Source organism: Isoptericola haloaureus, assembly GCF_036689775.1.
GTDB classification, from domain to species: Bacteria; Actinomycetota; Actinomycetes; order Actinomycetales; family Cellulomonadaceae; genus Isoptericola; species Isoptericola haloaureus.
This window is the reverse complement of the sequence record NZ_JBAGLP010000097.1, coordinates 37,163-59,119: the sequence shown is the minus strand read 5'-3', so window position 1 is coordinate 59,119 and position 21,957 is coordinate 37,163. Positions and strand designations below refer to the sequence as shown.

The following is a 21,957-nucleotide window of genomic DNA, read 5'->3' as shown; positions in this document are numbered from 1 at the left end:
GTTCGCGTGGTCCGGTGGCGCTCGCCCTGGCCGGGGTCGTGCTGGCCGGGTGCCGGTCGGCAGGCCCGGACGACGCCGCCGACGCCTCGCCCTCCGCGACGGCGGCGGAGACCCAGCGTCACCCGGACGTGCTGGAGGTGGTGGCCGACTGCGCCGGGAAGACGTGCGACCTCGAGGTCACGATCAGCTCGCCGTACGACACCCCGCAGCGGTACGCCGACGGTTGGCGCGTCCTGACCGAGGACGGCGTCGTGCTCGGGGTGCACACCCTGGCCCACGACCACGCCGGCGAGCAGCCGTTCACGCGCACCCAGCGTGGCGTCGAGATCCCGCGGGAGGTCGAGGCCGTCGTCGTCGAGGGCCGGGACCAGGAGCACGGCTTCGGCGGGCGGACCGTGACGGTGACGCTGCCGGACCGTTGAGCCCGCCGCGTACCGGCGGATCCGACGTCGGGCGTCGGCCCGGGCCGACGCCCGACGGCGCGCAGCAGCCCCGAGGTGCTGGCGTCGCGGCGGGTCAGGCGTCCGGGAAGCCCTGCGGGTTGGCCTGCTGCCAGCGCCAGGTGTCGGCGCACATGTCGTCGATCGACTTCTCGGCGCGCCAGCCCAGCTCGGTGTTCGCCCGGGTGGGGTCGGCCCAGAACGCCGGCAGGTCCCCGGCCCGCCGGGGCCCGACCTCGTAGGGCAGCTCGCGCCCGACGGCCCGCTCGAATGCGTGCAGCATGGCCAGCACCGAGGTGCCGGTCCCGGTGCCGAGGTTGAAGGCGCGCACGGGCTCGGCCATGTCGTCGAGGTGCTCGAGCGCGGCGACGTGCCCGGCGGCGAGGTCCTCCACGTGCAGGTAGTCGCGCTCGCAGGTGCCGTCGGCGGTGGCGTAGTCGTCGCCGAACACGGTGAGCTTCTCGCGACGGCCCACGGCGACCTGGGCGATGAAGGGCATGAGGTTGTTCGGGATGCCCTGCGGGTCCTCGCCGATCTCGCCCGAGGGGTGCGCCCCGACCGGGTTGAAGTAGCGCAGCAACGCCACGCGCAGGCCCTCGGTCGCGGCGGCGACGTCGGTCATGATGCGCTCGATCATGACCTTCGTCTGCCCGTACGGCGAGGAGGAGGACAGGTGCTCGTAGTCCTCGACGTAGGGCACGGGAGCGTGCTCGCCGTAGACGGTCGCCGAGGAGGAGAACACGAGCCGGTGCACGTCGTGGCGGCGCATCGCCTCCAGCAGCGACAGCGTGGAGTCGAGGTTGTTGCGGTAGTAGGCCAGCGGCTTGGCCACCGACTCCCCCACGGCCTTGAAGCCGGCGAAGTGGACCACGGCGTCGAAGCGCTCGTGGGCGAACAGCCGCTCGGTCTTCTCGGCGTCCGTCAGGTCGATGGCGTGCACCGGCACGTGCTTGCCCGACAGGGCCTCGAGCCGGCCGATGACGCTGGGCTTGGCGTTGGAGAAGTCGTCGACCACGACGACGTCGTGACCGGAGGCCAGCAGGGACAGGACCGTGTGGGAGCCGATGTAGCCGGCACCGCCGGAGACGAGGACGCGCATGGGCCCGAGCCTACCCGGGCGGCCGGTGCCGCCCGGGTCGCGGCCCGGTGGGCGGACTGCTCAGGAGCCGCCGAGCAGCTGGGCGAAGTCCGGGGTGTCACCGAAGGGGTCGTCCTGCCCGGTGGCCGCCGGGCGCGACGCCACGGCCGCGGCGAGCTCGCGCCCTGCGCGGGAGATGCGGCGCGTCAGGGCGTCGGAACCGTCCTGGCCCGCCCAGTCGTCGGTGGCCGCGAACACGGCCGTGGGCACCACCTGCGTGCGCAGGTACGTCAGCAGCGGACGCATCGAGTAGTCCAGCGCCAGCGAGTGCCGGGACGTGCCGCCCGTGGCGCCGAGCAGCACCGGCTTGCCGGTCAGGGCGTCGGGGTCGATGACGTCGACGAAGGACTTGAACAGCCCGGAGTAGGTCGTGGTGAACAGCGGGCTGACCATGACCAGCCCGTCGGCGCCGGTGACGGTGTCCAGCGCGGTGGCGAGCTCGCCCGAGGGGAACCGCGTCAGCATGGCGTCGACGATCGCGTGGGCGTGCTCGCGCAGCTCGACGACCTCGACGTCGGTCTCCTGGCCGGCCTCGAGCAGCCCGTCGGCCGTGGCGGTGGCCAGCCGGTCGGCCAGCAGCCGCGACGAGGACGGCTGGGACAGGCCTGCGGTGACGACGGCGAGGGTACGGCGGGTGCTCATCGGACGGCCTCCTCGGCTCGGGTGCCGGTGACGGCGTCGCCGCCGTCGCCGACGTGGGTGGTGCCGGAGGCGCCCGCCGTGCGGGCGGCGGCGACGCGCTCGGCGTGCGTGGGCGGGTCGAGCGGCACGTCGTCGGCGGGCCGCTTGGCCTCGACGATCCTGCGCAGCTCGGGCACGATCTCCTCGGCCAGCAGGTCGATCTGCTCCAGCACGGTCTTCAGGGGCAGGCCGGCGTGGTCGATGAGGAACATCTGACGCTGGTAGTAGCCGACGTCCTCGACGAACGCGCCGTAGCGGTCGATGACCTGCTGGGGCGAGCCGACCGTCAGGGGCGTCTGGGCGGAGAAGTCCTCCAGGCTCGGGCCGTGGCCGTAGACCGGTGCGACGTCGAAGTAGGGGCGGAACTCGCGCACCGCGTCCTGGGAGTTCTTGCGCACGAAGACCTGTCCGCCCAGGCCGACGATCGCCTGGTCGGCGCGGCCGTGGCCGTGGTGCTCGTAGCGCTGGCGGTAGAACCGCACCATCTGCTTGGTGTGGTGCATGGGCCAGAAGATGTTGTTGTGCAGGAACCCGTCGCCGTAGTACGCGGCCTGCTCGGCGATCTCGGGCGAGCGGATCGAGCCGTGCCACACGAACGGCGGCACGCCGTCCAGCGGCCGCGGGGTCGCGGTGAAGCCCTGCAGCGGGGTGCGGAACTGCCCGCTCCAGTCGACGACGTCCTCGGTCCACAGCCGACGCAGCAGCGCGTAGTTCTCGATCGCGAGCGGGATGCCGTTGCGGATGTCCTGGCCGAACCACGGGTAGACCGGCCCGGTGTTGCCGCGGCCCATCATCAGGTCCATGCGGCCGCCGGAGAGCACCTGGAGCATCGCGTACTCCTCGGCCAGGCGCACCGGGTCGTTGGTGGTGATCAGGGTGGTGGCCGTGGACAGGGTGATGTTCTCGGTCACGCCCGCCAGGTAGCCGAGCATCGTGGTGGGGCTCGAGGCGACGAACGGCGGGTTGTGGTGCTCGCCGGTGGCGAAGACGTCCAGCCCCGCCGCGTCGGCGTGCCGGGCGATCGTCAGCATCGACCGCACCCGATCGGTGTCGTCCGGGGTGTGGCCGGTCGTGGGGTCCGTCGTCACGTCGGAGACGGAGAAGATGCCGAACTGCACGGTGCACTCCTGTCGATCATCTGCATGCGTTTGCATGCACCCGCCCCAACCGGGCGACCCGGTCGATTGTTCCCGACCCCGACGGCGCTCGCGGGACCGAGGTCGTGACGTCACCCACATCGTCGCACCGGACAAGGCTGTCAACTTGCGAGCAGGGCCGCTGGTCGCCACATTGGAGTCCGTCGCCGGGCCCGCACCCCAGGGAACCGGTACGCTTCACCGGACCTTCACGCCCGGGCGGAACAACCGCCGTCGACGGCGCGTTGGATCCCACGGCCCCCTGTACCCCGACCTGTGGAGGACGACATGCCCGACCGCTCCCTCCGTGGCATGAGCATCGGCAGCAAGAGCATGGAGTCCGACGAGGGCGTGGACTTCGCCCCGCGATTCCAGGCGCACTACGACTGCCCCAACGGCCACACGATCATCCTGCCGTTCTCCACCGACGCCGAGGTCCCCCCGATCTGGGAGTGCCAGTGCGGCGGCGAGGCGCTGCTGCGCGACGCCGAGCGTCCCGACGCCAAGCCGAGCAAGCCGCAGCGCACCCACTGGGACATGCTGCTCGAGCGCCGCACCGTCTCCGAGCTGGAGGAGCTCCTGGACGAGCGCCTCGAGCTGCTGCGCGCCGGCAAGTTGCGCCGCTCCGCCTGAGTCGCACTGCTCGCCCGCCCGACGGGCACCCCCGGCACGTGCTGCTGCGGGTGGGAAAAATGCGGTTCTCCCCCGGGGAGAACCGCATTTTTCATGCCCACAACGCTCGGGGGCGGGGCCGACGGCGGCCAGCGCTGCGAGGATCAGCCGCGGTCGGCGCGCCGCAGCAACCCGCGCAGCTGCTCGCCGCGGTGGCGCAGCCCCCAGCGGGTCACCTTCGTCAGCGCCTCGACCACGATCGCGCGCGACATCTTCGACTCGCCGGCCGTGCGTTCGACGAACGTGATCGGCACCTCGGCCACCGATCCCCCGCCGCGCAGCACCCGCCAGGTCATGTCCACCTGGAAGCAGTAGCCGTGCGACTCCACCGCCGCCAGGTCCAGCGCCCGCAGCGTGTCCGCCCGGAAGGCGCGGTAGCCGCCCGTGGCGTCGCGCACCGCGATGCCCAGCATGATCCGCACGTACGTGTTGCCCCCGCGCGAGAGCAGCTCACGGTGCCACGGCCAGTTCACCACCCGCCCGCCGGGCACCCAGCGCGAGCCGATCACCAGCGACGGGGCGTCCGCGGCGGCGGCGCGCTCCAGCAGCCGCTCGAGCTCCTCGGGCCGGTGCGAGCCGTCGGCGTCCATCTCGCACAGCACGTCGTAGCCGCGCTCGAGCCCCCAGCCGAACCCGGCCACGTAGGCGGCGCCGAGCCCGCCCTTGCCGGACCGGTGCAGCACGTGCAGGCGCTCGTCGTGGGCGGCGGCCCGCTCGGCCCACCGCCCGGTGCCGTCCGGCGATCCGTCGTCGACCACCAGCACGTCCGCGTCCGGCACGGCGGAGCGCAGCCGCTCCACCGTCACCGGCAACGACTCGCGCTCGTCGTAGGTGGGAATGATGACCAGGGTGCTCACGAAGCTCCTCCCGCACGGCGGCGGCTGATGATCGGGGACAGGGCGCCCGCCGCGACCAGCAGCACCGCGGCCGCCTCGACGACGGCACCCGGCCACTCGCCGGCGCGGACCGCCGGCGTCAGGGTGGTGCGCAGCGGCAGCTCCGCGACGATCTGGTCGGCGGTGAACAACCCGGTGCGCGCCACCAGCGTGCCGTCCGGCGCCACGACGCCCGAGACCCCCACCGTGGAGATCTGCACCGCCGCGCGTCCGGTGATCATCGCCTGCATGCGGGTCATCGCCAGCTGCTGCGTCGACTCGGCCGTGTACCCGAACGAGGCGTTGTTCGTCGGCACCACCAGCACCTGCGCACCGCGCAGCACCGCGTCGCGCACGATCTCGTCGTAGGCGACCTCGAAGCAGATCGCCGTCGCCAGGCGTGCCGTCGACCCGTCGGCGCGCGGCAGGTCGATCACCGCCGGCTGGGTACCGGGCAGCATGTCGTTGGTGACCCGGTCGACCTGGTCGGAGAAGATCCGCACGAAGCCGCGCAGCGGGATGTACTCCCCGAACGGCGCCGGGTGCTGCTTGGCGTAGCGGTCGACCACCCCGACCCCCGGCTGCCACAGCAGCGAGACGTTGTAGCGGCCCCCCGTGGCGGGGAACTCCTGGGCACCCACCAGGATCGGGGCGCCCGCCCGCGTCGCCGCGGCGTCGATCGCCCCGGCGACCTCGGTGACCTCCTGCGGGTCCAGGTCCGAGCCGTTCTCCGGCCAGAGCACCACGTCCAGGTCGTCGTCGCGGTCGGCCAGCACGTCGGTGCCGTCCAGGTGGTTGTTCAGCACCTCGGCACGGTTGGCGAACGAGCCCAGCCCCGGCTCGGCGACGTTGCCCTGCACCGCCCCGGCCCGCAGCACCGGCCCGTCACCCTCGTGCGTCGCCGTGCCGGCGTCCACCACCACGGTGTCCAGGTCGACCGTCGCCACCTGCGGCAGCGGGTCCGGCCCGGCCGGCAGCGGCAGCGCCGCCGGCGCCACGACCAGCACCGCGCCACCGACCACCGCGGCCCCCGCGCCCAGCAGCGCCGGACGCACCGGTCGCGCGGCCCGGGCCGCGCGCACCGCCGCGACCAGCCGACCCGCCGCCACCGCGCCGAGCACCCCGACCAGCGCCACCAGCAGCGACACCGCGACCGTGCCGCCCAGCCAGGCCGCCCGCCCCGTGGGGGCGTCCACCATCGTCCACGCCAGCCGGCCCCACGGGAACCCGCCGAAGGGCACCTGGGAACGGGCCTGCTCGACGGCCACGAACAGCACGGCGAACGCCGCGGCGTTCGCCAGGGTGCGGCCCACCGCCGGCCCCGGCCGGGCGCCCGGTCCGGGCAGGGCCAGGACCGGCAGGCGTCGCGCGACGGTCCACGCCGCGCCGAGCAGCGCCCAGAACACCGCCTGCAGCGTCGCCAGCGCCACCCACGGCACCGTGTCCGTGGCGAAGTTCGCCCACCAGATGTGCGGCAGCCAGAACGACCAGCCCGCCACCAGCCCCACCAGCGCGTTCCAGCCGGCCGCCCGCCGACCCGTACGCCGCCAGGCCGCGAACAGCAGCCCCACCGCCACGAACGCCGCCGGCCAGAAGGCCACGTCCGGGAACGACGCCCACAGGCTCACCCCCGCCGCCACGCCCAGCAGCAGCGTCACCGGCCGGGACGTCGTCCACGACGACGGTGCGGCCGGGGCGCTCGCGGGCGTCGGGGCCACGGCGGGATCGGTCACGGTGCTCATCCGCTCAGCCGTCGAGCACGTCGTGCAGCACGACGCCGTCACGGACCGTGCGCAGGCACTCGGGGTCGGGGACGTCGTCGGACAGGTCCGGCAGGAGCGGCTGGCCGGCGCGCGCCTCGGGGTTCCACTGCGACAGCCGGCCCGGGGCGGACTGCACGGCCAGGGACTCGGCGCGCCAGACGGCCAGGTGGGCGGGAGCACCGACGCGCAGCTCGCCGGCACCGGTGTGGTCCAGGCCCGCCAGCCGCCAGCCGCCGCGCGAGTGGGCGCGGAAGGCCGACCGGGCGCTGACGCGCTGGGACGGGTCGGCGTGGCCGATCGCCGCCCGCACCGCCTGCCACGGCGCCAGCGGGGTGACGGGGCTGTCCGAGCCGAACGCGATCGGCACGCCCGCCCCGGCCAGGTCGGCGAACGGCGACAGGTTCGCCGCCCGGGGACCGCCCAGGCGGCTGGTGTACATCCCGTCCGGGCCGCCCCACGTGGAGTCGTAGGCCGGCTGGATCGACAGCGCCACCCCGTACAGCAGCAACGAGGCCAGCGCCGCGGCGTCGACGAACAGGGCGTGCTCGATGCGGTGGTGGCCGCCGCGCAGGGTGCCGGCGTCGGCCCGCTGCACGGCGATCTCCAGCCCCTCGACGAGCTCGTCCATCGCCCGGTCGCCCACCACGTGCAGGCCGCCCTGGACCCCGGCGGCCGAGCAGGCCAGCAGGTGGGTGGCGATCTGCTCCGCCGACAGGTACAGCCGGCCGGTGCGCTCGCGGGCGTCGGGCTCCAGGTCGCTGTACGGCGCGGTCAGCGCGGCGGTGCGCGAGCCCAGGGTGCCGTCGACGGTCAGGTCCCCGGCGATACCCGTCAGGAACGGCAGCTCGGCCAGCAGTGCGGAAGCGTCGTCGGCGCCGGTGCACAGCTCGGCCCGGTAGGCGGTCACGTGCGGCAGCCGGGACTCCGGGTCCGCGGCCAGCCCCGTCAGCATCTGCAGGCCGGCGCGGGTGTCCACGTGCGGGGTGCTCATCTCGTGCACGGCCACGATGCCGCGCGCGGCGGCCGAGCTCAGCGCCTGCCGGTACAGCGTCTCGCGGCGTGCCGCGTCCAGGTCGTGCACGACCGCGCGGGCGCGGGCGTAGTCCGCCCCGGTGACCAACCCGCTGCCGTCCCAGGAGGGCGTGCGGTCCAGGCCGGTGCGGGCGGCGAAGGAGGACGAGGCCAGCGCGGTGTGGCCGTCGACCCGCACGGCCAGCGTGGGGCGCCCCCCGGTGGCGGCGTCCAGCTCGCCCAGGTACGGGGCGCGGCGTTCGGGCCAGGCGCCCTCGTCCCAGCCGAAGGCGAGCAGGACCTGCTCGCCGCTGGGGTCGGCGGCCTCCAGGTCGCGTGCGGCGGCGGCCAGGCGGTCCAGCGCGGCGGCGAGGGTTCCGGCGCCCGCCGGGGACAGGTCGGTGCCCTCGGCGGTCAGCGCCGTCTCCAGGGTGTGCACGTGGGCGTCGACGAATCCGGGCGTGACCAGGGCTCCGTCGAGGTCGACGACCTCGTCGGCACGCGCGGCCAGGCCGGCGGCCGTGTCCTCGGCGCCGAGCCAGGCCACCACGCCGTCGTCGACGAGCAGGGCCTCGGCGAAGGGGTCCGCGGCGGAGTGGACGACACCGTTGCGGTACAGGGTGGAGGTCACGGCCGAAAGCCTAGGGCACGTGCGGCCCCGGCCGGGGTCGCGCCCGGCCCGCTCACACCGTGGAGTGCGCCACCACACCCCGCAGCACGGCGTCCTGGGCGCTGCGGGCACGCCCGCGCAGCGGCGGCTGCGCGGCCGCCGCGAGCTGGTCGAGCACGTCGATGACCTGCTTGCACCAGCGCACGAAATCACCCGCCGCGATGTCGGTGCCGCGCAGCACCGTGTCCAGGCTCGCGCCCGAGGCCCACTGGTGCACCGGGGCGGCCAGCGCGGTGTCCAGCGTGCCGGTGACGTCGAGCCGGTGCGCGGCCTCCAGGTCGCGCACCCGCGCCCACACGTCGAAGGTCGCGTCCACGGCGTCGGCCAGGCGGCGTCCCGGTACGCCCGCCAGCGTGGTCTCGGGCTCCTCGCGCCGGCCGGAGTACACCACCACCGACACCGCGGCGGCGAGCTCGGCGGGCCGCAGCTCGTCCCACACGCCCTGGCGCAGGCACTCGGCCATGAGCAGGTCGTCCTCGGCGTACAGCCTGCCCAGCCGGCGCCCGGACTCGGTCACGCGCAGCCCGTCGTGGTCGCGCTGCAGGTAGTCGAGCTCGGTCAGCACCTCGCAGATGCGGTCGAAGGTCCGCGCGATCGAGCCGGTGCGTCCCTCGATGCGCCGCACCAGCGCGTCCTGCTCGCGGGAGAGCTTCTCGGCCCGCTGGGCCCAGCGCGCGTGGTCCTCGCGCTCGGGGCACGAGTGGCACGGGTGGGCGCGCAGGTCGGCGCGCAGCCGCTGCAGCTCGCGGTCGGAGGCGACGTCGCCGCGGTCGCCGCGCGCGGCGCGCCCCGGGTCGTCCGCCCCGGGTGCCGACCGCTCCCCCAGCGCGTTGCGCAGGCTGGAGGCCAGGTCGCGGCGGTCGGCGGGGCGGCGGGAGTTGAAGCCCTTCGGGATGCGCACCCGCGTCACGGTGCGCACCCCGTCGGGGGTGTCGGCCACGGTGAGCTTCTTGACCTGCTTCTCCTGGGTCAGCACCGTGGGGCGCGGCCCGTCGAACCCGCCCTCGTCGGCGCCGGGGTCGAGCACGACGACGAAGCCGCGCCGCCGTCCGGACGGCACCTCGGCCACGTCCCCGCGGCGCAGCCGCGTCAGGGAGTCGATGGCGTCGGCGCGCCGGGCACCCTTGGCCACCTTGGACAGCTCCTTCTCGCGGGTGGTGATGGCGCGCCGGACCGCGAGGTAGCCCTCGAAGTCGCCGCGCTCGCAGCGGGCGGCGCCGCGGTAGCCCTGCAGCGCCTCGGCGTGGGCCTGGGCCTGCTTGGCCAGGTCGACCACGCCGCGGTCGGCCTGGAACTGGGCGAAGCTGGTCTCCAGCACCTCGCGGGCGCGTTCGGCGCCGACCTGCCCGACGAGGTTGACGGCCATGTTGTAGGTCGGGCGGAAGCTGGAGCGCAGCGGGTACAGCCGGCGCGAGGCGAGCCCGGCCAGCGCCACGGGGTCCAGGCCGACGTGGTCGACGACCACGGCGTGCCCCTCGACGTCGATGCCGCGGCGGCCCGCGCGCCCGGTCAGCTGGGTGTACTCCCCCGGCGTGATCGGCTGGTGGGCGGTGCCGTCGAACTTGACGAGCTTCTCCAGCACGACCGAGCGGGCGGGCATGTTGATGCCCAGCGCGAGCGTCTCGGTGGCGAACACGACCTTGACCAGACCGCGGGCGAACAGCTCCTCGACGGTCTCCTTGAACACGGGCAGCAGCCCGGCGTGGTGGGCGGCGACGCCGCGCGCCAGCGCGTGTTGCCACTGCCAGAAGCCGAGCACCTCGAGGTCCTCGGGCGGCACCGTCACGGTGCGCTCCTCGACGACCCGGCGGATCTCCGCCTCCTCCTCGGCGTTGGTCAGGCGCAGCCCGGCGCGCAGGCACTGCTCGACGGCGCCCTCGCAGCCGGCGCGGGAGAAGATGAAGTAGATGGCGGGCAGCAGCGCGTCGTCGTCGAGCGCCTCGACGACGCCGTAGCGGCGCGGCACGCGGCGCTGCGGCACGGCCCCCTGGCCGCCGCCGCGCCCGCCGCGGCCCCGGTAGCCGCGGTCGCCCCGACCGCGGCGGCGGGCGCCGGGTGCGGCCCCGGCCCGGCCGTGGGTGCGGAACAGCCGCGCCAGGTCGGGGTCGATCGGCGGGTTGGTGCCCGGGTCGGTGGGGTCGACGTGCCCGGCGTACAGGTCGAACAGGCGCGGGCGTCCGCGCGGCTCCTCGGGCGAGGTGATGACGTGCTGCCACAGCGGCACCGGGCGGTGCTCGCTGACCACGACGGCGGTGTCGCCGCGCACGGTGGCCAGCCAGTCGCCGAACTCCTCGGCGTTGGACACGGTCGCCGACAGCGACACGAGCTGGACGTGGTCGGGCAGGTGGATGATGACCTCCTCCCAGACCGGGCCGCGGAACCGGTCGGCGAGGTAGTGCACCTCGTCCATGACGACGTAGGCCAGGCCCTCCAGGGTGGTCGAGCCGGCGTAGAGCATGTTGCGCAGCACCTCGGTGGTCATCACGACCACGGGGGCGTCGCCGTTGATGGAGGTGTCACCGGTCAGCAGCCCGACGGCGTCGACGCCGTGCCGCTCGACGAGGTCGTGGTACTTCTGGTTGCTCAGCGCCTTGATGGGCGTGGTGTAGAAGGTCTTGCCGCCGCGGGCCAGGGCCAGGTGCACGGCGAACTCGCCGACGACGGTCTTGCCGGCGCCGGTGGGGGCGGCCACGAGCACGCCGCGGCCGCGCTCGAGGGCCGCGCAGGCGTCGGCCTGGAAGTCGTCGAGCTCGAAGTCGATCAGGTCGCGGAACCGGCCGAGCTCTCCGGCGTCCGCCTGGGCGCGGGCCGTGCGGGCCCGGGCGGCGGCGTAGCGTTCGGCGGGGCTGGGTGCTGCCGTCATGGCGTCAGCCTACGGCTCAGGCGGAGGTCAGCACGTGCAGCGCCCCGGCGACGGCGCGGGCGGTCAGGGGCAGCGCCGCCAGCGCCTCGCCGTCCCCGTGCGCCACGGGTGGGCCGGCGCTCGCGGGCGTGCCGGGCGCGGGCCGGATCGTCACGGCCCGGGCGCGCAGCAGGTGCACGTCGCGGCGCCGGGTGTGGGCGCCGGCGTACATGGCGGGGAAGATGCTCGCCGCCGCCGTACGCGAGGTCACGCTGGCGACGAGCACGTCCAGCAGCCCGTCGTCGACCAGCGCGTGCGGGGCGACCCGGATGCCGCCGCCGATGCGGGCGATGTTGGCCGCGGTGACCATGGCGGCCCGGCCCTGCCAGGTCGCGCTCGCGTCGTCGTGGACCGTCAGGCCCGGCAGACCGCCGTCGTCGACGAGGCCGGTGAGCTCCAGCGCGTAGTCCCAGGCGCGGAACCGGGCGATCTCGGCCAGCGCCGCGACGGTGTACCGGGCGGCACCGCGCGGGCGGCGCATCCCCAGCGCGCGGGCGCTGACGGCGGCGTCCAGCCCGGCCGAGACCGCGCCGGCGACCCAGCGTGGCGGGTCGTGCGGGCCGGTGACCTCGATGGCGTCCACCGTGCGGGCGGTGCCGTCGTGCAGGGCCCGCACGACCCGGTCGACGGCCTCCAGCGGGTCGTCGGGCAGGCCGAGCACGGCGGCGAAGTCGTTGCCGGTGCCGACGGGCACCACGCCCAGCGGTGTGCCCGTGCCGGCGGTGGCGCCGGCGCCGAGGTGCACCATGCCGTCGCCGCCGACGACGACCAGCGCCTCCAGGTCGTGACGGGCGGCCAGCCGCGCGGCGGTGGCGGCGCCGTCGGTGCCGGACAGGTCGGTGACACGGTGCCCGGCGCGGCGCAGGCGGTCGTGCAGCACGGTCGCCACGACGCGTCCCCGGCCCGCCCCCGCGGTGGGGTTGACCGCCACGCCCACGTGCCGGGCGGCGGGTCCCGGGGCCGGCGTCACTCGACGGGGGCGACGCGCCGGCGGTCGACCCGCCGGTCGTGCACGAAGCAGATGCCGGTGGCCACGAAGTACAGCGCGGCGATCGGCACCGCGATGCCGAACATGCTCAGCACGTCCATCGTCGGGGTCACGATCGCGGCGAACAGGAAGGAGATGAGGATCGCCCAGCGCCACCCGGCCAGCCAGGTGCGCGCCCGCACGGTGCCCATGAGGTTGAGCACCACCATGAACACCGGCACCAGGAACGCGATGCCGCAGGCCAGGATCAGGCGCATCACGAAGCTCAGGTACAGCTGGGCGCCGATGAGGTTCGAGCCGCCCTCGGGCACGAAGTCGTTGAGGACCTCGACCACGAACGGCAGCACGTACCAGGCCAGCAGCGACCCCGCCAGGAACATCGGCACCGCCGCGGCCAGGAACCCGAACACGTAGCGGCGCTCGGTGCGGGTCAGGCCGGGGGTCACGAACGCGAACACCTGGTACAGCCACCACGGGCTGGACACGATCACCGCGAGGAACAGCGAGACCTTGACCCGCATGTCGATCGCGGTGGCCACGCCGTCGAAGTTCAGCCCGATCAGCGCGCCGCGCCGGTCGGCGGCCTGCTGCAGCGGCTGCATCAGCGCGTCCAGCAGCGGGTCGTACAGGACCCAGCCGACCACCGCGCCGAGCAGCAGGCCGACGGCGATGCGCACGATGCGTCGCCGCGCCTCGACCAGGTGCTCGCGCAGCGGCATGCGCCCCTCGGGATCCCGGGGGGTGCGGACCATCAGCCGGCTCTCAGGACTGGTGCGGGTCGGTGCGACCCGGGACCTGCGCCGAGTCGTCCGACGACGCGCGCGGTGGTGTCGGCGACGACCCCTCCTGCGACGAGGCCGCGGTCGGCGTGCTGCCGTCCTGCGAGCTCGCGGCGTGGGTGCCCGACCCCTCGGGCCGCGACGTCGTGGTGTCGTCGTCGTCCTCGCCCAGGTCCTTGATCTCCTTCTTGAAGATCTTCAGCGACGAGCCGACGCTGCGCGCCACGTCCGGCAGACGCTTGGCACCGAACAGCAGCACGACCAGCAGGATCAGCGTGATGATCACTGCCGGGTTGCGGAAGATACCCACGGACTTCAACTCCCAGGACGATCGGACGTGCCGCGACCGGCACGCACTGCCAGTGTAGGCCGAGCGGTGTGTGGGACGGAACACATCCCGCCGCCGCGGTGCTCAGCCCCGGCGCTGCGCCTGCCGGCGCTCGAGCCAGGTGCTCCGCGACCAGGTGCGCCACACCTCGGCCTGCGCCCGCCGGCGCTGACCGCGACGCTCCCAGCGCGCCCGGCGCAGCGCGTCCCGGCGCGCTTGCAGCACCGCGGGGTCGTCGTGCCACGTCGCCGTCACCCGCGGCGGGTCCGCCTGCGCCGCGGCGGCGGCCTGCCCGACACGCTCGGCCGCCTCGCCCGCGACACGTCCCGCCCGCCCGGCACCGCGCACCAGCGCGATGACGCTGCGCACCACGCGCCAGGCCAGCCACGCCAGGAACAGCACGGCGGCCACCGCCAGCGACGTCCAGATCCAACCCCACACGGCGTCCACCCTAGTCCCGCCCGTAGCCGGCCAGCGCCGCGCGCGCCGCCGCGGCCACCTCCGCGGCCACCTGCGGCGGGTCCACCGCCAGCACGTCCACCGCGTGCGTCAGCAGCAGCCGGCGCAGCCACGCCGGGTTCGTCACCCGCAGCCGCACCTCGAACGACCCGTCGGGCAGGTCCGTGACCTCCTCGACCGGCACCTCCTCGGCCACCCAGCGTGCCGCCGACGCCCACCGCACCCGCACCTCGTCCACGGGGCCCGCGGCGTCGGCGACCACCTGGGCGGCCACGTCCACCTCCGCGTCGACGGGCACCGCCGAGACCGGCACGTCGGTCGGCTCGGCCGACAGCACCCGGTCCACCCGGAAGGTGCGCCGTCCGCCCGCACGGTGGCACCAGCCCACCAGGTACGTCGCCTCCGACTGCGTCAGCAGCCGCCACGGGTCCACCTCGCGCTCGCTGGTCACGTCCGCGGCGTCCACGTACCGCAGCCGGACGCGCCGGCCCGTCGCCAGTGCCCGCGACAGCACCTCCAGGGTCGCGACGTCCTCCGGACCGCCCAGCCGCACGTCCACGGCGCTCGCGGCCTCCCCGGTGGCGGCGGTGAGCTTGTCCAGCGCGGCGGCGACGACGGCGGCGCGCCCCGGGTCGGCCTGCACCGCCGGGGTGGTGCTCATGGCGCGCAGCGCGGCCACGAGGGCGACGGCCTCGCGGGTGCCCAGCCGCAGCGGGCGCGTCAGGCCGCGGGACTGGGTCAGGCTGACCAGGCCCTCCTCGAGGGAGAAGGCGTCGAAGTCGATCAGGTCGTCGGGCATGTAGCCGGGGGTGCCGGAGACCCACAGGGCGTCGATGTCCTCGCGCAGCCGGGCGGGGGTCACGCCGAACCGATGGGCGAGCTCCTCGACGTCGACGGGTCCGGCGCCGTCGAGGTAGGCGACGATGCCGAGCAGGCGGACCAGGCGGTCGTCGGCGCGTTCAGCCACGGCGGGCCTCCTCGTCGGGGTCGGCGGCAGCTGCGGCACCGTCGGTGTCGGCGGCTAGGGCGGCCGCCGCGCGCAGCCGGCGCAGGACCTCGGCACGCAGCGCGGCGGGTTCGAGCACGACGACGGCGGCGCCGTAGCCGGCGACCTCGTCGGCGAACGCGGTCAGACTGCCGTAGGGCACGGTGACCAGGTCGCGGCCCGGGGGCGGTGCCGGGACCCCGGAGGTGCTGTCCCCGCCAGGGGTGGCCAGCGCCCGGGCGCGCAGCGCGGTGGCCCGTTCGGGCACGACGGCGAGGCGGGCGGTGCTGTCGTGGCGCACGCGGGCGCCCAGGGCGGCGTCGACGTCGACGCGGTCGGGCAGCTCGTAGGTGTGCGGCGTCGCGCCCAGGCGGACGCGGCCCTCGATGCGCGAGAGGCGGAAGACGCGTTCGGCCTCGCGGTCGCGGTCGTGGCCGACCACGTACCAGCCGCCGCCGCGCGCGGCGATGCGCCACGGCTCCACGTGCCGGGTGCGCACCTCGCCGGTCGAGGCCGCCCGGTAGCGGAACGTGACCACCCGGCGCTCGGAGATCGCCTCCAGCAGCGGGCCGTAGGCGTCGCCCGCGGCCCGCACCCGCGGGGTCAGCCCGGCGACCGCGTCGCCGACGGCGTCCCCGGCCCCGGCGGCCGCGAGCTTGGTCATGGCCCGGGACATGTCGGTGCGCAGCGTCTTGTCCGACCACAGCTGGGCCGCCAGGGCGACCGCCCCGAGCTCGGCGGGGGTGAGGTCGACCGTGCCCAGGGCGTAGGCCTCGTTGTCGATGCGGTAGCCGACCTCGTCGCTGTGCCCGGTGCCCTCGACGGTGACGATCGGCACGCCCAGCGCGCGCAACGTGTCCTTGTCGCGCTCGAACATCCGCTCGAACGCCTCGGTCGAGGACGCGCCGTCGTAGCCGTGCACGCCGGCGCGGATCTGCTGCTTGGTCATCGCCGCCGAGGTGTTCACCAGCGCGATGACGAGGTTCAGCAGCCGCTCGTCCGGACGTGTCGGCGTTCCGCCCGCCGCGTTCTCACCAGCCATCGGCCACCACGCTATCCCCCGGTACGCTCGGGCGGGTGACGACAGGGCCGACGCAGCACCGAACCGCCGCCGACCACGTGACCTGGCGCACCGGCGCCGTGACCGCCACCGGCCGGTCGTGGCGCGGCGCCACCGAGCTGCGGGTGCGGCTGGACACCCCGCTGCCCGCCGCGCCGGACGGGACGGCCCCGCCGGCCGAGGTGCGGGCGCTGGCCTACACCGCGCTGGTCGGGACCCCCGCCGTCGGCGACCGCGTCGCGCTGAACGTCTCCGCCCTCGCCCGCGGCCTGGGCACCGGCGGCTACGCCCTGGTGGTCGCCCCCGCGGATCCGACGGCGCTGCCGCCCGACCCCGCCCGCGGCCCCGGCCACCTGGTCAAGGCCCGCTACACCCCGCTGCAGGCCCTCGTCCTCGGCGTCGACGAGCAGGAGTCGCCCCACCACGACGCGCTGCGCGAGGCCGACGACCTGCACGGCATGCCCGTCGTCGTCGCCGACCTGCACTCGGCCCTGCCCGCGATCGTCGCCGGTGCCCGGTACGCCGCCGCGCAGGCCGGCCGGCCCGCCCCCCGCGTCGCCTACGTCATGACCGACGGCGGCGCCCTGCCGGCCGCGTTCTCCCGCGCCGTGGCCGCGCTGCGCGACGCCGACTGGCTCACCGCCACCATCACCGTCGGGCAGGCGTTCGGCGGCGACCACGAGGCCGTCACGGTGCACACCGGGCTGCTCGCCGCCCGCCACGTCGTCGACGCCGACCTCGCCGTCGTCGCCCAGGGACCCGGCAACCTCGGCACCGGCACCCGTTGGGGGTTCTCCGGCGTCGCCGCCGGCGACGCCGTCAACGCCGCCGCCACGCTCGGCGGACGCCCCGTCGCCTCCCTGCGCGTCTCCGGCGCCGACCCGCGCGACCGGCACCTGGGCGTGTCCCACCACTCCTTGACCGCCTACGGACGCGTCGCCCTCGCCCCCGCCGACGTCGTCGTGCCCCACCCCGACGACGCCCTGCAGGACAGACCCGCCTGGGGCGCCGACCTCACCCGCCGCGTCCACGACCAGGCCGCCGGACTCGCCGACCGGCACCGCCTCGTCGCCGCCCCCGTCGGCACCGACCTGCTCGAGACCCTCGAGCACACCCCCGCGCGCCTGTCCACCATGGGCCGCGGGCTGCACGACGACCCCGCCGCCTTCGTCGCCGTCGCCGCCGCCGGCCGGCACGCCCAGCAAACCGCATGACCCGCCGCTCCCCCGGCACCCGGCCCCTGCTGCTGACGGCGCTCGCCGCCGCGACGCTGCTCGGAGCCGCCGCGGCCACCCCCTGGCACCTCGAGATGCCCGCCTTCGTCGCCGGCTTCGGCGACATGGACCTGCCCGAGCGCCCCACCCCCAGCATCAGCGCCAGCCCCGCCGCCGACGACCCCCTGCCCGAGGACCCCGGCGACTCGGTGCTCACCGTCCTGCTCCTGCTCGGCGCCGCCGTCGTCGTGCTCCTGCTCGCCCTGGTCGCCCGGCGCGTGCTGACCCTGCTGCGCGACACCCCGCCCGCCCCCGAGGAACCCGACCGGCCCGACGCCGGCACCGCCCTGGCCGGCACCGAGGCCCCCTCCGTGCCGCTGCCCGACCTGGACGACGCCGTCACCCGCGCCCTCGGCCGCCTCGAGGCCGCCCGCACCCCCCAGGACGTCGTCATCGCCGCCTGGGTCGCCCTCGAGGACGCCGCCGCCGAGCACGGCGCCCCCCGCGACCCCGCCCAGACCCCCACCGAGTACACCGCGGACCTCCTGTCCCGCACCCCGGCTCCCGCCGCCGACGTCACCACCCTGCGCCGCCTCTACCAGCAGGCACGCTTCGCCGACCACCCCACCACCGACGCCCAGGTCGCCGACGCCCGCACCGCGCTGACCCGCATCGCCCGGCACCTGCCCCGGACCACGGACCCCGCGCCATGACCCGCCGCCTGCTGCCCGGCGCCCTGGCCCTGACCACCGCCCTCCTGCTCGCCCTCAGCGGTACCGTCGACCCCGTCCACGCCCTCCTGCTGCCCGCCGGCCTCCTCGCCCTCTGGCACGCCTGGACCTCCCTCGACGACGGCGACCACGCCGAGTGGCCCCAGCCCCCCACCGAGGAACGGCACGGCGCCCGCCGCGACGTCTCCGACCTCGGCTGGGCGGCCTTCACCCGCGACGGCCGCGTCTCGCCCCGCGTCACCCGGCGCGTCCAGGCGCTCGCGGCCCGACGCCTCGCCGCCCACGGTGTCGACCTCACCGACCCCGACCAGCGCCCCGACGCCGCCCGGCTCCTCGGCCCGGACACCCTCGCCGGGCTCACCTCCGACACCCCGCCCACCGCCCGCACCCTGCACCAGTGGCTCGACGCCCTCGACCGCCTCACCACCGACGCCCCGCCACCCGGAAGGCCCACCCGATGACCGACACCGCCCCCGCAGCCCTGCCCGTCCCCGACGTCGCCGGCCACGCCCGCGCCGTCCTCGACGAGATCGGCACCGCCGTCGTCGGCATGCGCGAGGCCCTCGAGCTGGCGCTCGCGGCGGTGCTGGCCGGCGGCCACGTGCTGTTCGAGGACGTGCCCGGGCTCGGCAAGACCCTGGCGGCCCGCTCTCTCGCCACGGCGCTCGGCCTCGACTTCGCGCGGCTGCAGTGCACCCCCGACCTGCTGCCCAGCGACGTCACCGGCTCCAGCGTCTTCGACCCCGCCGACCGCGAGTTCGTGTTCCGGCCCGGCCCGGTCTTCACGGGCCTGTTCCTCGCCGACGAGATCAACCGCACGGCGCCCAAGACGCAGTCGGCGCTGCTCGAGGCGATGGCGGAACGCCAGGTCTCGGTCGAGGGCGTCACCCGTCCGCTGCCGGCGCCGTTCCACGTGGTCGCGACGTCCAACCCGGTCGAGTACGAGGGCACCTACCCGCTGCCCGAGGCTCAGCTCGACCGCTTCATGGTGCGCCTCGCCGTCGGCTACCCCGGGGCCGCGCAGGAGCGCGACGTCCTGCTGCGTCGCGTGGCGCGCCGTCAGGAGGCGGCCGAGGTCCGCCGCGTGGTGGACGCCGACGTGGTGCGGGCGATGCAGGCCGGCGTCGAGGCCGTGGCGGTCGACGACGACGTCGTCGACTACTGCGTGGCCCTGACGGCGGCGACCCGCGCCCACGCGGCCCTGGAGGTCGGCGCCTCCCCGCGCGGGTCGCAGAACCTGCTGCTCATGGCGCGCGCCGTGGCCGTGCTGGACGGTCGCGACTTCGCGCTGCCCGAGGACGTCAAGCGCGTCGCGGTGCCCGTCCTGGCGCACCGGCTCACCCTGACCCCGACCGCCTGGGCCGCCGCCACCCGGCCCGAGGACGTGGTGCACGAGCTGCTCGCGTCCGTGCCGGGCCCGGCGACCGTCGGGGCGACCCGGTGACGTTCGGCACGAGCGTCCGGGACCGTGCGCGCGACCGCGGCCTGCGCGCCGCGGAGGACCCCGTCTGGCGCCGGACCCCGACCGCGGTGCTGAGCACCGTCTCCGGCGTCGTCGTGCTCGTCGTCGGGCTGCTGGCGGGGCGGGCGGACGTCGGCGTCATCGGCCTGCCCCTCCTGCTGACCGGCGTCTGGACCGGCCGGCCCAGGGCGCTCGGCGAAGCCTCCCCGCAGACGCCCACCCGCGCGTCGCTGTCCTCCGAGGACGGCCCCACGGCACCCGGCGAGCTGTCGGGCACCCTCACCCTCGACCCGCCGCCCGGTGCCGAGCTCGTCGTGCTCCGCGCGGCCGCGCCGGGCCACGAGCCGAGCGACCTGGTCGTCGCGGCCGACCACCGCGAGCTCGCGGTGCGGTCGGCCACCGTGCGCACCGGCCCGCAGCCCACGTTCGTCGTGGACCTGCGCGGCTACGGCGCCGCGGGCACGACGGCGGAGGACCCGGTCCGTGCCGTCGGCCCGCCCCGGCTCGTGCTGCCCACCGCCGTCCCCCTCGGCCGGGTCCCCCTGCCGCCACGGATGCGGGGGCTGACCGGACCGCACACCTCCCGGCGTCTCGGCGACGGGGACGAGCTGCGCGACGTGCACCTGTTCACCCCGGGAGACCGGCTGCGACGGATCGACTGGCGCACCACCGCGCGGCGCTCGCCGGAGCTGGACGAGCTGTACGTGCGTCGCACCTACGCCACCGCCGAGGCCACCACGATGCTCGTCGTCGACTCCCGGGACGACGTCGGGCCGGACCTGCGGACCTGGCGCGGCCAGGGCGAGCAGCGGGTGGACGAGGCCACGTCGCTGGACCTCGCCCGGCACGCCGCGGCGTCGGTCGCCCACGCCGTCGTCGACGCCGGGGACCGGGTGGGGCTGCAGGACCTGGGCCGCCGCCGCCGTCCGCTCCCGCCCGCGGCCGGTCGTCGCCACCTGCGCCGGATCCTGCACGGGCTGGCGATGAGCAGCCCGTGGGGCAGCCCGACGCGGCGTCTGCGTCCGCCGCAGCTGCCGACGGACGCCGTCGTGTTCGTGTTCTCCACGGTGCTGGACGACGAGCCGGTCGACCTGGCACGGACCTGGCGCGAGCAGGGGCACCGGGTCGTCGTCGTCGACACGCTCCCGGCGGTCCGCCCGGTCGTCGAGCCGCACATGCGGATCGCCTGGCGCGTGACCTCGATGGAGCGTGCGGACCGGTTGCGCCGGCTCGAGGCCGAGGGGACGCCGGTCGTGCCGTGGCGCGCCTCGGAGCGGGCGGGCGCCGCGGCTCGTCTCGAGGCGCTGGTCAAGGCCTCGGAACGTCACCACAGCGCCCACGTGCGACGCGCCCCGGTGGCGGGAGGTGCCCGATGACGCTGCGGGCCGAGGTGCAGGACTGGCGCCACCGGCGTCACGACCGGCCGCTGCCGTCGGTCCGGGTGGAGCACGGGCCCACCGTGGCCGGCGCCTGGTTGCGCGTGGCCGCCGGGGTGGTCGCCACCGCGCTGGTGCTGCTGGCGGCGAGCCGTACCCCGCTGCTGCCCGACCTCACCCTCGTCGGTGCGGGGGTGCTCGGGGCCTGGTCGGTGGCCCGGCCGGGGCGGGTGCCGGCGCACGTGACCGTCGTGACGTCGGCGCTGGTCCTGCTCGGCGCACGATCGGCACCGTTCGACCCGGCCGTGCTCGGGCTGCTGCCCGTGGCGCTGCTGACCGTGCGGCTGGGCTGGTGGGCCGAGCACGTCGGATGGAGCGCACGGGTCGAGATCGCGGCACTGCGCCGCACGGCTGGCCGGGACCTGACGATCGTCGCCGTGTCCCTGGTGGCGGCGGCCGGTGCCTGGGCCGCCTCGGGCCGAGCGGTCGGCGGTCTGGTGGTCCTCGGGGCCGTCGCCGTCGTCGTGCTGGCGTGGTGGGCTCTGCCACGATGGGCGTCGTGACCAGCATCGAGATCCGCTCCTACCGTCCCACCGACCGCTCCGCGCTGGCGGAGGTGTGCGTGCGGACGGCAGCCGGCGGGGGCGACGCCCGCGGGGTGTACTCCGACGACTCGCTGATGCCCGACGTCTACGCGCTCCCCTACGTCGAGCACGCGCCCGACCTCGCGTTCGTCGTCGTCGACCACGACGCCGTCGCGCCGGGACCCGACCCGCTCGCCGTGGACGACGGACGGCTCATCGGCTACATCGTCGCCGCGCCGGACACCGCGGCGTTCGTCGCGTGGTGGCAGCGTGCGTGGACCCCGGGGTTCCTGGCCCGGCATCCCGTTCCCGGGCCCGCGACGGCGGAGACCCCGGCGTACACCGAGGAGTCGCTCGTCCGTGACGGCGCCGACCCCGGACGGATGGTGCGTGGTCTGGACCAGGACGAGCTCCGGACCCACCCGGCGCACCTGCACATCGACCTCGTCCCCGAGGCGCAGGGCCACGGGCTGGGCCGTCGACTCGTGCAGACGTTGTGCGACGCCCTCGCGGGTCGCGGCATCCCGGGGGTCCATCTCAGCTACGACCCGGCCAACACCGGCGCCCGCGCCTTCTACGACCGGCTGGGGTTCGTCGAGCTGCCGTCCTCGGCCGAGCACCTCCCGCTGCTCGGGATCTCGACCGCCCGGGGCTGACCCTGGCTCGTCCAGGCAGGTCTGCCCCGGGCTGCCGTGCGTGGGTG

The 21,957-nt window shown here is 75.8% G+C and carries 22 protein-coding genes; 9 read left to right on the top strand and 13 right to left on the bottom strand.

All coding sequences use genetic code 11. From position 1 onward, the window contains the following. Positions 1-14 precede the first annotated feature (14 nt). Positions 15-422, top strand: a complete 408-nt coding sequence (locus V5O49_RS00840; protein WP_332900565.1) for a hypothetical protein — start codon at positions 15-17, stop codon at positions 420-422. 94 nt (positions 423-516) lie between these two features. Here V5O49_RS00840 and galE read toward each other — a convergent pair whose 3' ends face one another. The 3 genes from galE to V5O49_RS00825 are packed head-to-tail and all read right to left on the bottom strand — an operon-like array spanning position 517 to position 3,377. Beyond that, a complete protein-coding gene (galE, locus tag V5O49_RS00835; protein WP_332900564.1) occupies positions 517-1,539 on the bottom strand; it encodes a UDP-glucose 4-epimerase GalE in 1,023 nt (340 codons plus the stop codon). 60 nt (positions 1,540-1,599) lie between these two features. After that, entirely contained in the window at positions 1,600-2,220 is a 621-nt protein-coding gene (locus tag V5O49_RS00830; protein WP_332900563.1) for an FMN reductase, read from the bottom strand. Further along, a complete protein-coding gene (locus V5O49_RS00825) occupies positions 2,217-3,377 on the bottom strand; it encodes an LLM class flavin-dependent oxidoreductase (RefSeq protein WP_332900562.1) in 1,161 nt (386 codons plus the stop codon). The genes V5O49_RS00830 and V5O49_RS00825 overlap by 4 nt, the downstream gene beginning before the upstream one ends. 306 nt (positions 3,378-3,683) lie before the next feature. Between V5O49_RS00825 and V5O49_RS00820 the strand changes: the two genes are divergently transcribed. After that, complete coding sequence (locus tag V5O49_RS00820) at positions 3,684-4,028, top strand: RNA polymerase-binding protein RbpA (RefSeq protein ID WP_278234430.1); 345 nt, start codon at positions 3,684-3,686, stop codon at positions 4,026-4,028. A gap of 143 nt (positions 4,029-4,171) precedes the next feature. On the opposite strand, the gene V5O49_RS00815 is transcribed toward V5O49_RS00820, so the two are convergent. The 10 genes from V5O49_RS00815 to V5O49_RS00770 form a co-directional block, all read right to left on the bottom strand. Beyond that, the gene (locus V5O49_RS00815) at positions 4,172-4,924 is read right to left on the bottom strand and encodes a polyprenol monophosphomannose synthase (protein ID WP_332900561.1); all 753 of its coding nucleotides are present in this window, start codon (positions 4,922-4,924) and stop codon (positions 4,172-4,174) included. Further along, positions 4,921-6,684 (bottom strand): apolipoprotein N-acyltransferase, encoded by a 1,764-nt coding sequence (gene lnt / locus V5O49_RS00810; protein WP_332900560.1) that lies wholly within the window; start codon positions 6,682-6,684, stop codon positions 4,921-4,923. The genes V5O49_RS00815 and lnt overlap by 4 nt, the downstream gene beginning before the upstream one ends. 4 nt (positions 6,685-6,688) lie before the next feature. Beyond that, positions 6,689-8,347, bottom strand: a complete 1,659-nt coding sequence (locus V5O49_RS00805) for an amidohydrolase (RefSeq protein ID WP_332900559.1) — start codon at positions 8,345-8,347, stop codon at positions 6,689-6,691. A 52-nt stretch (positions 8,348-8,399) separates the two neighbouring features. Then, positions 8,400-11,249, bottom strand: coding sequence for a DEAD/DEAH box helicase (locus tag V5O49_RS00800; RefSeq protein ID WP_332900558.1), 2,850 nt, complete (start codon positions 11,247-11,249; stop codon positions 8,400-8,402). Between the two features lie 16 nt (positions 11,250-11,265). Then, complete coding sequence (locus tag V5O49_RS00795; RefSeq protein WP_332900557.1) at positions 11,266-12,219, bottom strand: diacylglycerol/lipid kinase family protein; 954 nt, start codon at positions 12,217-12,219, stop codon at positions 11,266-11,268. Between the two features lie 35 nt (positions 12,220-12,254). Beyond that, positions 12,255-13,028 carry a twin-arginine translocase subunit TatC gene (gene tatC, locus V5O49_RS00790; RefSeq protein WP_278237414.1) on the bottom strand — a complete coding sequence of 258 codons (774 nt, stop codon included), beginning with the start codon at positions 13,026-13,028 and terminating at the stop codon, positions 12,255-12,257. A 10-nt stretch (positions 13,029-13,038) separates the two neighbouring features. Next, positions 13,039-13,365 (bottom strand): Sec-independent protein translocase subunit TatA, encoded by a 327-nt coding sequence (gene tatA / locus V5O49_RS00785; protein ID WP_278237413.1) that lies wholly within the window; start codon positions 13,363-13,365, stop codon positions 13,039-13,041. Positions 13,366-13,467: 102 nt separating this feature from the next. Then, positions 13,468-13,824: a hypothetical protein gene (locus V5O49_RS00780; protein WP_332900556.1), complete on the bottom strand. Its 357-nt coding sequence runs from the start codon at positions 13,822-13,824 to the stop codon at positions 13,468-13,470. Between the two features lie 10 nt (positions 13,825-13,834). Further along, positions 13,835-14,809, bottom strand: coding sequence for a helix-turn-helix transcriptional regulator (locus V5O49_RS00775; protein ID WP_332900555.1), 975 nt, complete (start codon positions 14,807-14,809; stop codon positions 13,835-13,837). Next, complete coding sequence (locus V5O49_RS00770; RefSeq protein WP_332900554.1) at positions 14,802-15,869, bottom strand: helix-turn-helix transcriptional regulator; 1,068 nt, start codon at positions 15,867-15,869, stop codon at positions 14,802-14,804. The genes V5O49_RS00775 and V5O49_RS00770 overlap by 8 nt, the downstream gene beginning before the upstream one ends. Positions 15,870-15,904: 35 nt before the next feature. On the opposite strand from V5O49_RS00770, the gene V5O49_RS00765 reads away from it, so the two are divergent. From V5O49_RS00765 to V5O49_RS00735, 7 genes are read left to right on the top strand one after another with little or no spacing between them, the layout of a single operon-like run. Then, positions 15,905-17,101, top strand: coding sequence for a DUF3866 family protein (locus tag V5O49_RS00765; protein ID WP_332900553.1), 1,197 nt, complete (start codon positions 15,905-15,907; stop codon positions 17,099-17,101). Further along, the gene (locus V5O49_RS00760) at positions 17,098-17,814 is read left to right on the top strand and encodes a DUF4129 domain-containing protein (RefSeq protein ID WP_332900552.1); all 717 of its coding nucleotides are present in this window, start codon (positions 17,098-17,100) and stop codon (positions 17,812-17,814) included. The genes V5O49_RS00765 and V5O49_RS00760 overlap by 4 nt, the downstream gene beginning before the upstream one ends. Then, on the top strand, positions 17,811-18,293 hold the full coding sequence (locus V5O49_RS00755) for a hypothetical protein (protein WP_332900551.1): 483 nt from the start codon (positions 17,811-17,813) through the stop codon (positions 18,291-18,293). The genes V5O49_RS00760 and V5O49_RS00755 overlap by 4 nt, the downstream gene beginning before the upstream one ends. Continuing rightward, positions 18,290-19,276 carry an AAA family ATPase gene (locus V5O49_RS00750; protein WP_332900550.1) on the top strand — a complete coding sequence of 329 codons (987 nt, stop codon included), beginning with the start codon at positions 18,290-18,292 and terminating at the stop codon, positions 19,274-19,276. Before V5O49_RS00755 ends, V5O49_RS00750 begins: the two co-directional genes overlap by 4 nt. Next, complete coding sequence (locus V5O49_RS00745) at positions 19,273-20,670, top strand: DUF58 domain-containing protein (protein WP_332900549.1); 1,398 nt, start codon at positions 19,273-19,275, stop codon at positions 20,668-20,670. Before V5O49_RS00750 ends, V5O49_RS00745 begins: the two co-directional genes overlap by 4 nt. Further along, positions 20,667-21,233 (top strand): hypothetical protein, encoded by a 567-nt coding sequence (locus V5O49_RS00740; protein WP_332900548.1) that lies wholly within the window; start codon positions 20,667-20,669, stop codon positions 21,231-21,233. Before V5O49_RS00745 ends, V5O49_RS00740 begins: the two co-directional genes overlap by 4 nt. Continuing rightward, positions 21,221-21,910: a GNAT family N-acetyltransferase gene (locus tag V5O49_RS00735; protein ID WP_405001123.1), complete on the top strand. Its 690-nt coding sequence runs from the start codon at positions 21,221-21,223 to the stop codon at positions 21,908-21,910. Before V5O49_RS00740 ends, V5O49_RS00735 begins: the two co-directional genes overlap by 13 nt. Positions 21,911-21,957 lie beyond the last annotated feature (47 nt).

What these genes read in the sequence shown, in the direction of transcription:
- galE (WP_332900564.1), bottom strand. Translation starts at nt 1,539, where the DNA reads ATGCGCGTCCTCGTCTCCGGCGGTGCCGGCTACATCGGCTCCCACACG.
- V5O49_RS00830 (WP_332900563.1), bottom strand. Translation starts at nt 2,220, where the DNA reads ATGAGCACCCGCCGTACCCTCGCCGTCGTCACCGCAGGCCTGTCCCAG.
- V5O49_RS00820 (WP_278234430.1), top strand. Translation starts at nt 3,684, where the DNA reads ATGCCCGACCGCTCCCTCCGTGGCATGAGCATCGGCAGCAAGAGCATG.
- lnt (WP_332900560.1), bottom strand. Translation starts at nt 6,684, where the DNA reads ATGAGCACCGTGACCGATCCCGCCGTGGCCCCGACGCCCGCGAGCGCC.
- V5O49_RS00800 (WP_332900558.1), bottom strand. Translation starts at nt 11,249, where the DNA reads ATGACGGCAGCACCCAGCCCCGCCGAACGCTACGCCGCCGCCCGGGCC.
- tatC (WP_278237414.1), bottom strand. Translation starts at nt 13,028, where the DNA reads ATGGTCCGCACCCCCCGGGATCCCGAGGGGCGCATGCCGCTGCGCGAG.
- V5O49_RS00770 (WP_332900554.1), bottom strand. Translation starts at nt 15,869, where the DNA reads ATGGCTGGTGAGAACGCGGCGGGCGGAACGCCGACACGTCCGGACGAG.
- V5O49_RS00760 (WP_332900552.1), top strand. Translation starts at nt 17,098, where the DNA reads ATGACCCGCCGCTCCCCCGGCACCCGGCCCCTGCTGCTGACGGCGCTC.
- V5O49_RS00755 (WP_332900551.1), top strand. Translation starts at nt 17,811, where the DNA reads ATGACCCGCCGCCTGCTGCCCGGCGCCCTGGCCCTGACCACCGCCCTC.
- V5O49_RS00750 (WP_332900550.1), top strand. Translation starts at nt 18,290, where the DNA reads ATGACCGACACCGCCCCCGCAGCCCTGCCCGTCCCCGACGTCGCCGGC.
- V5O49_RS00740 (WP_332900548.1), top strand. Translation starts at nt 20,667, where the DNA reads ATGACGCTGCGGGCCGAGGTGCAGGACTGGCGCCACCGGCGTCACGAC.
- V5O49_RS00735 (WP_405001123.1), top strand. Translation starts at nt 21,221, where the DNA reads ATGGGCGTCGTGACCAGCATCGAGATCCGCTCCTACCGTCCCACCGAC.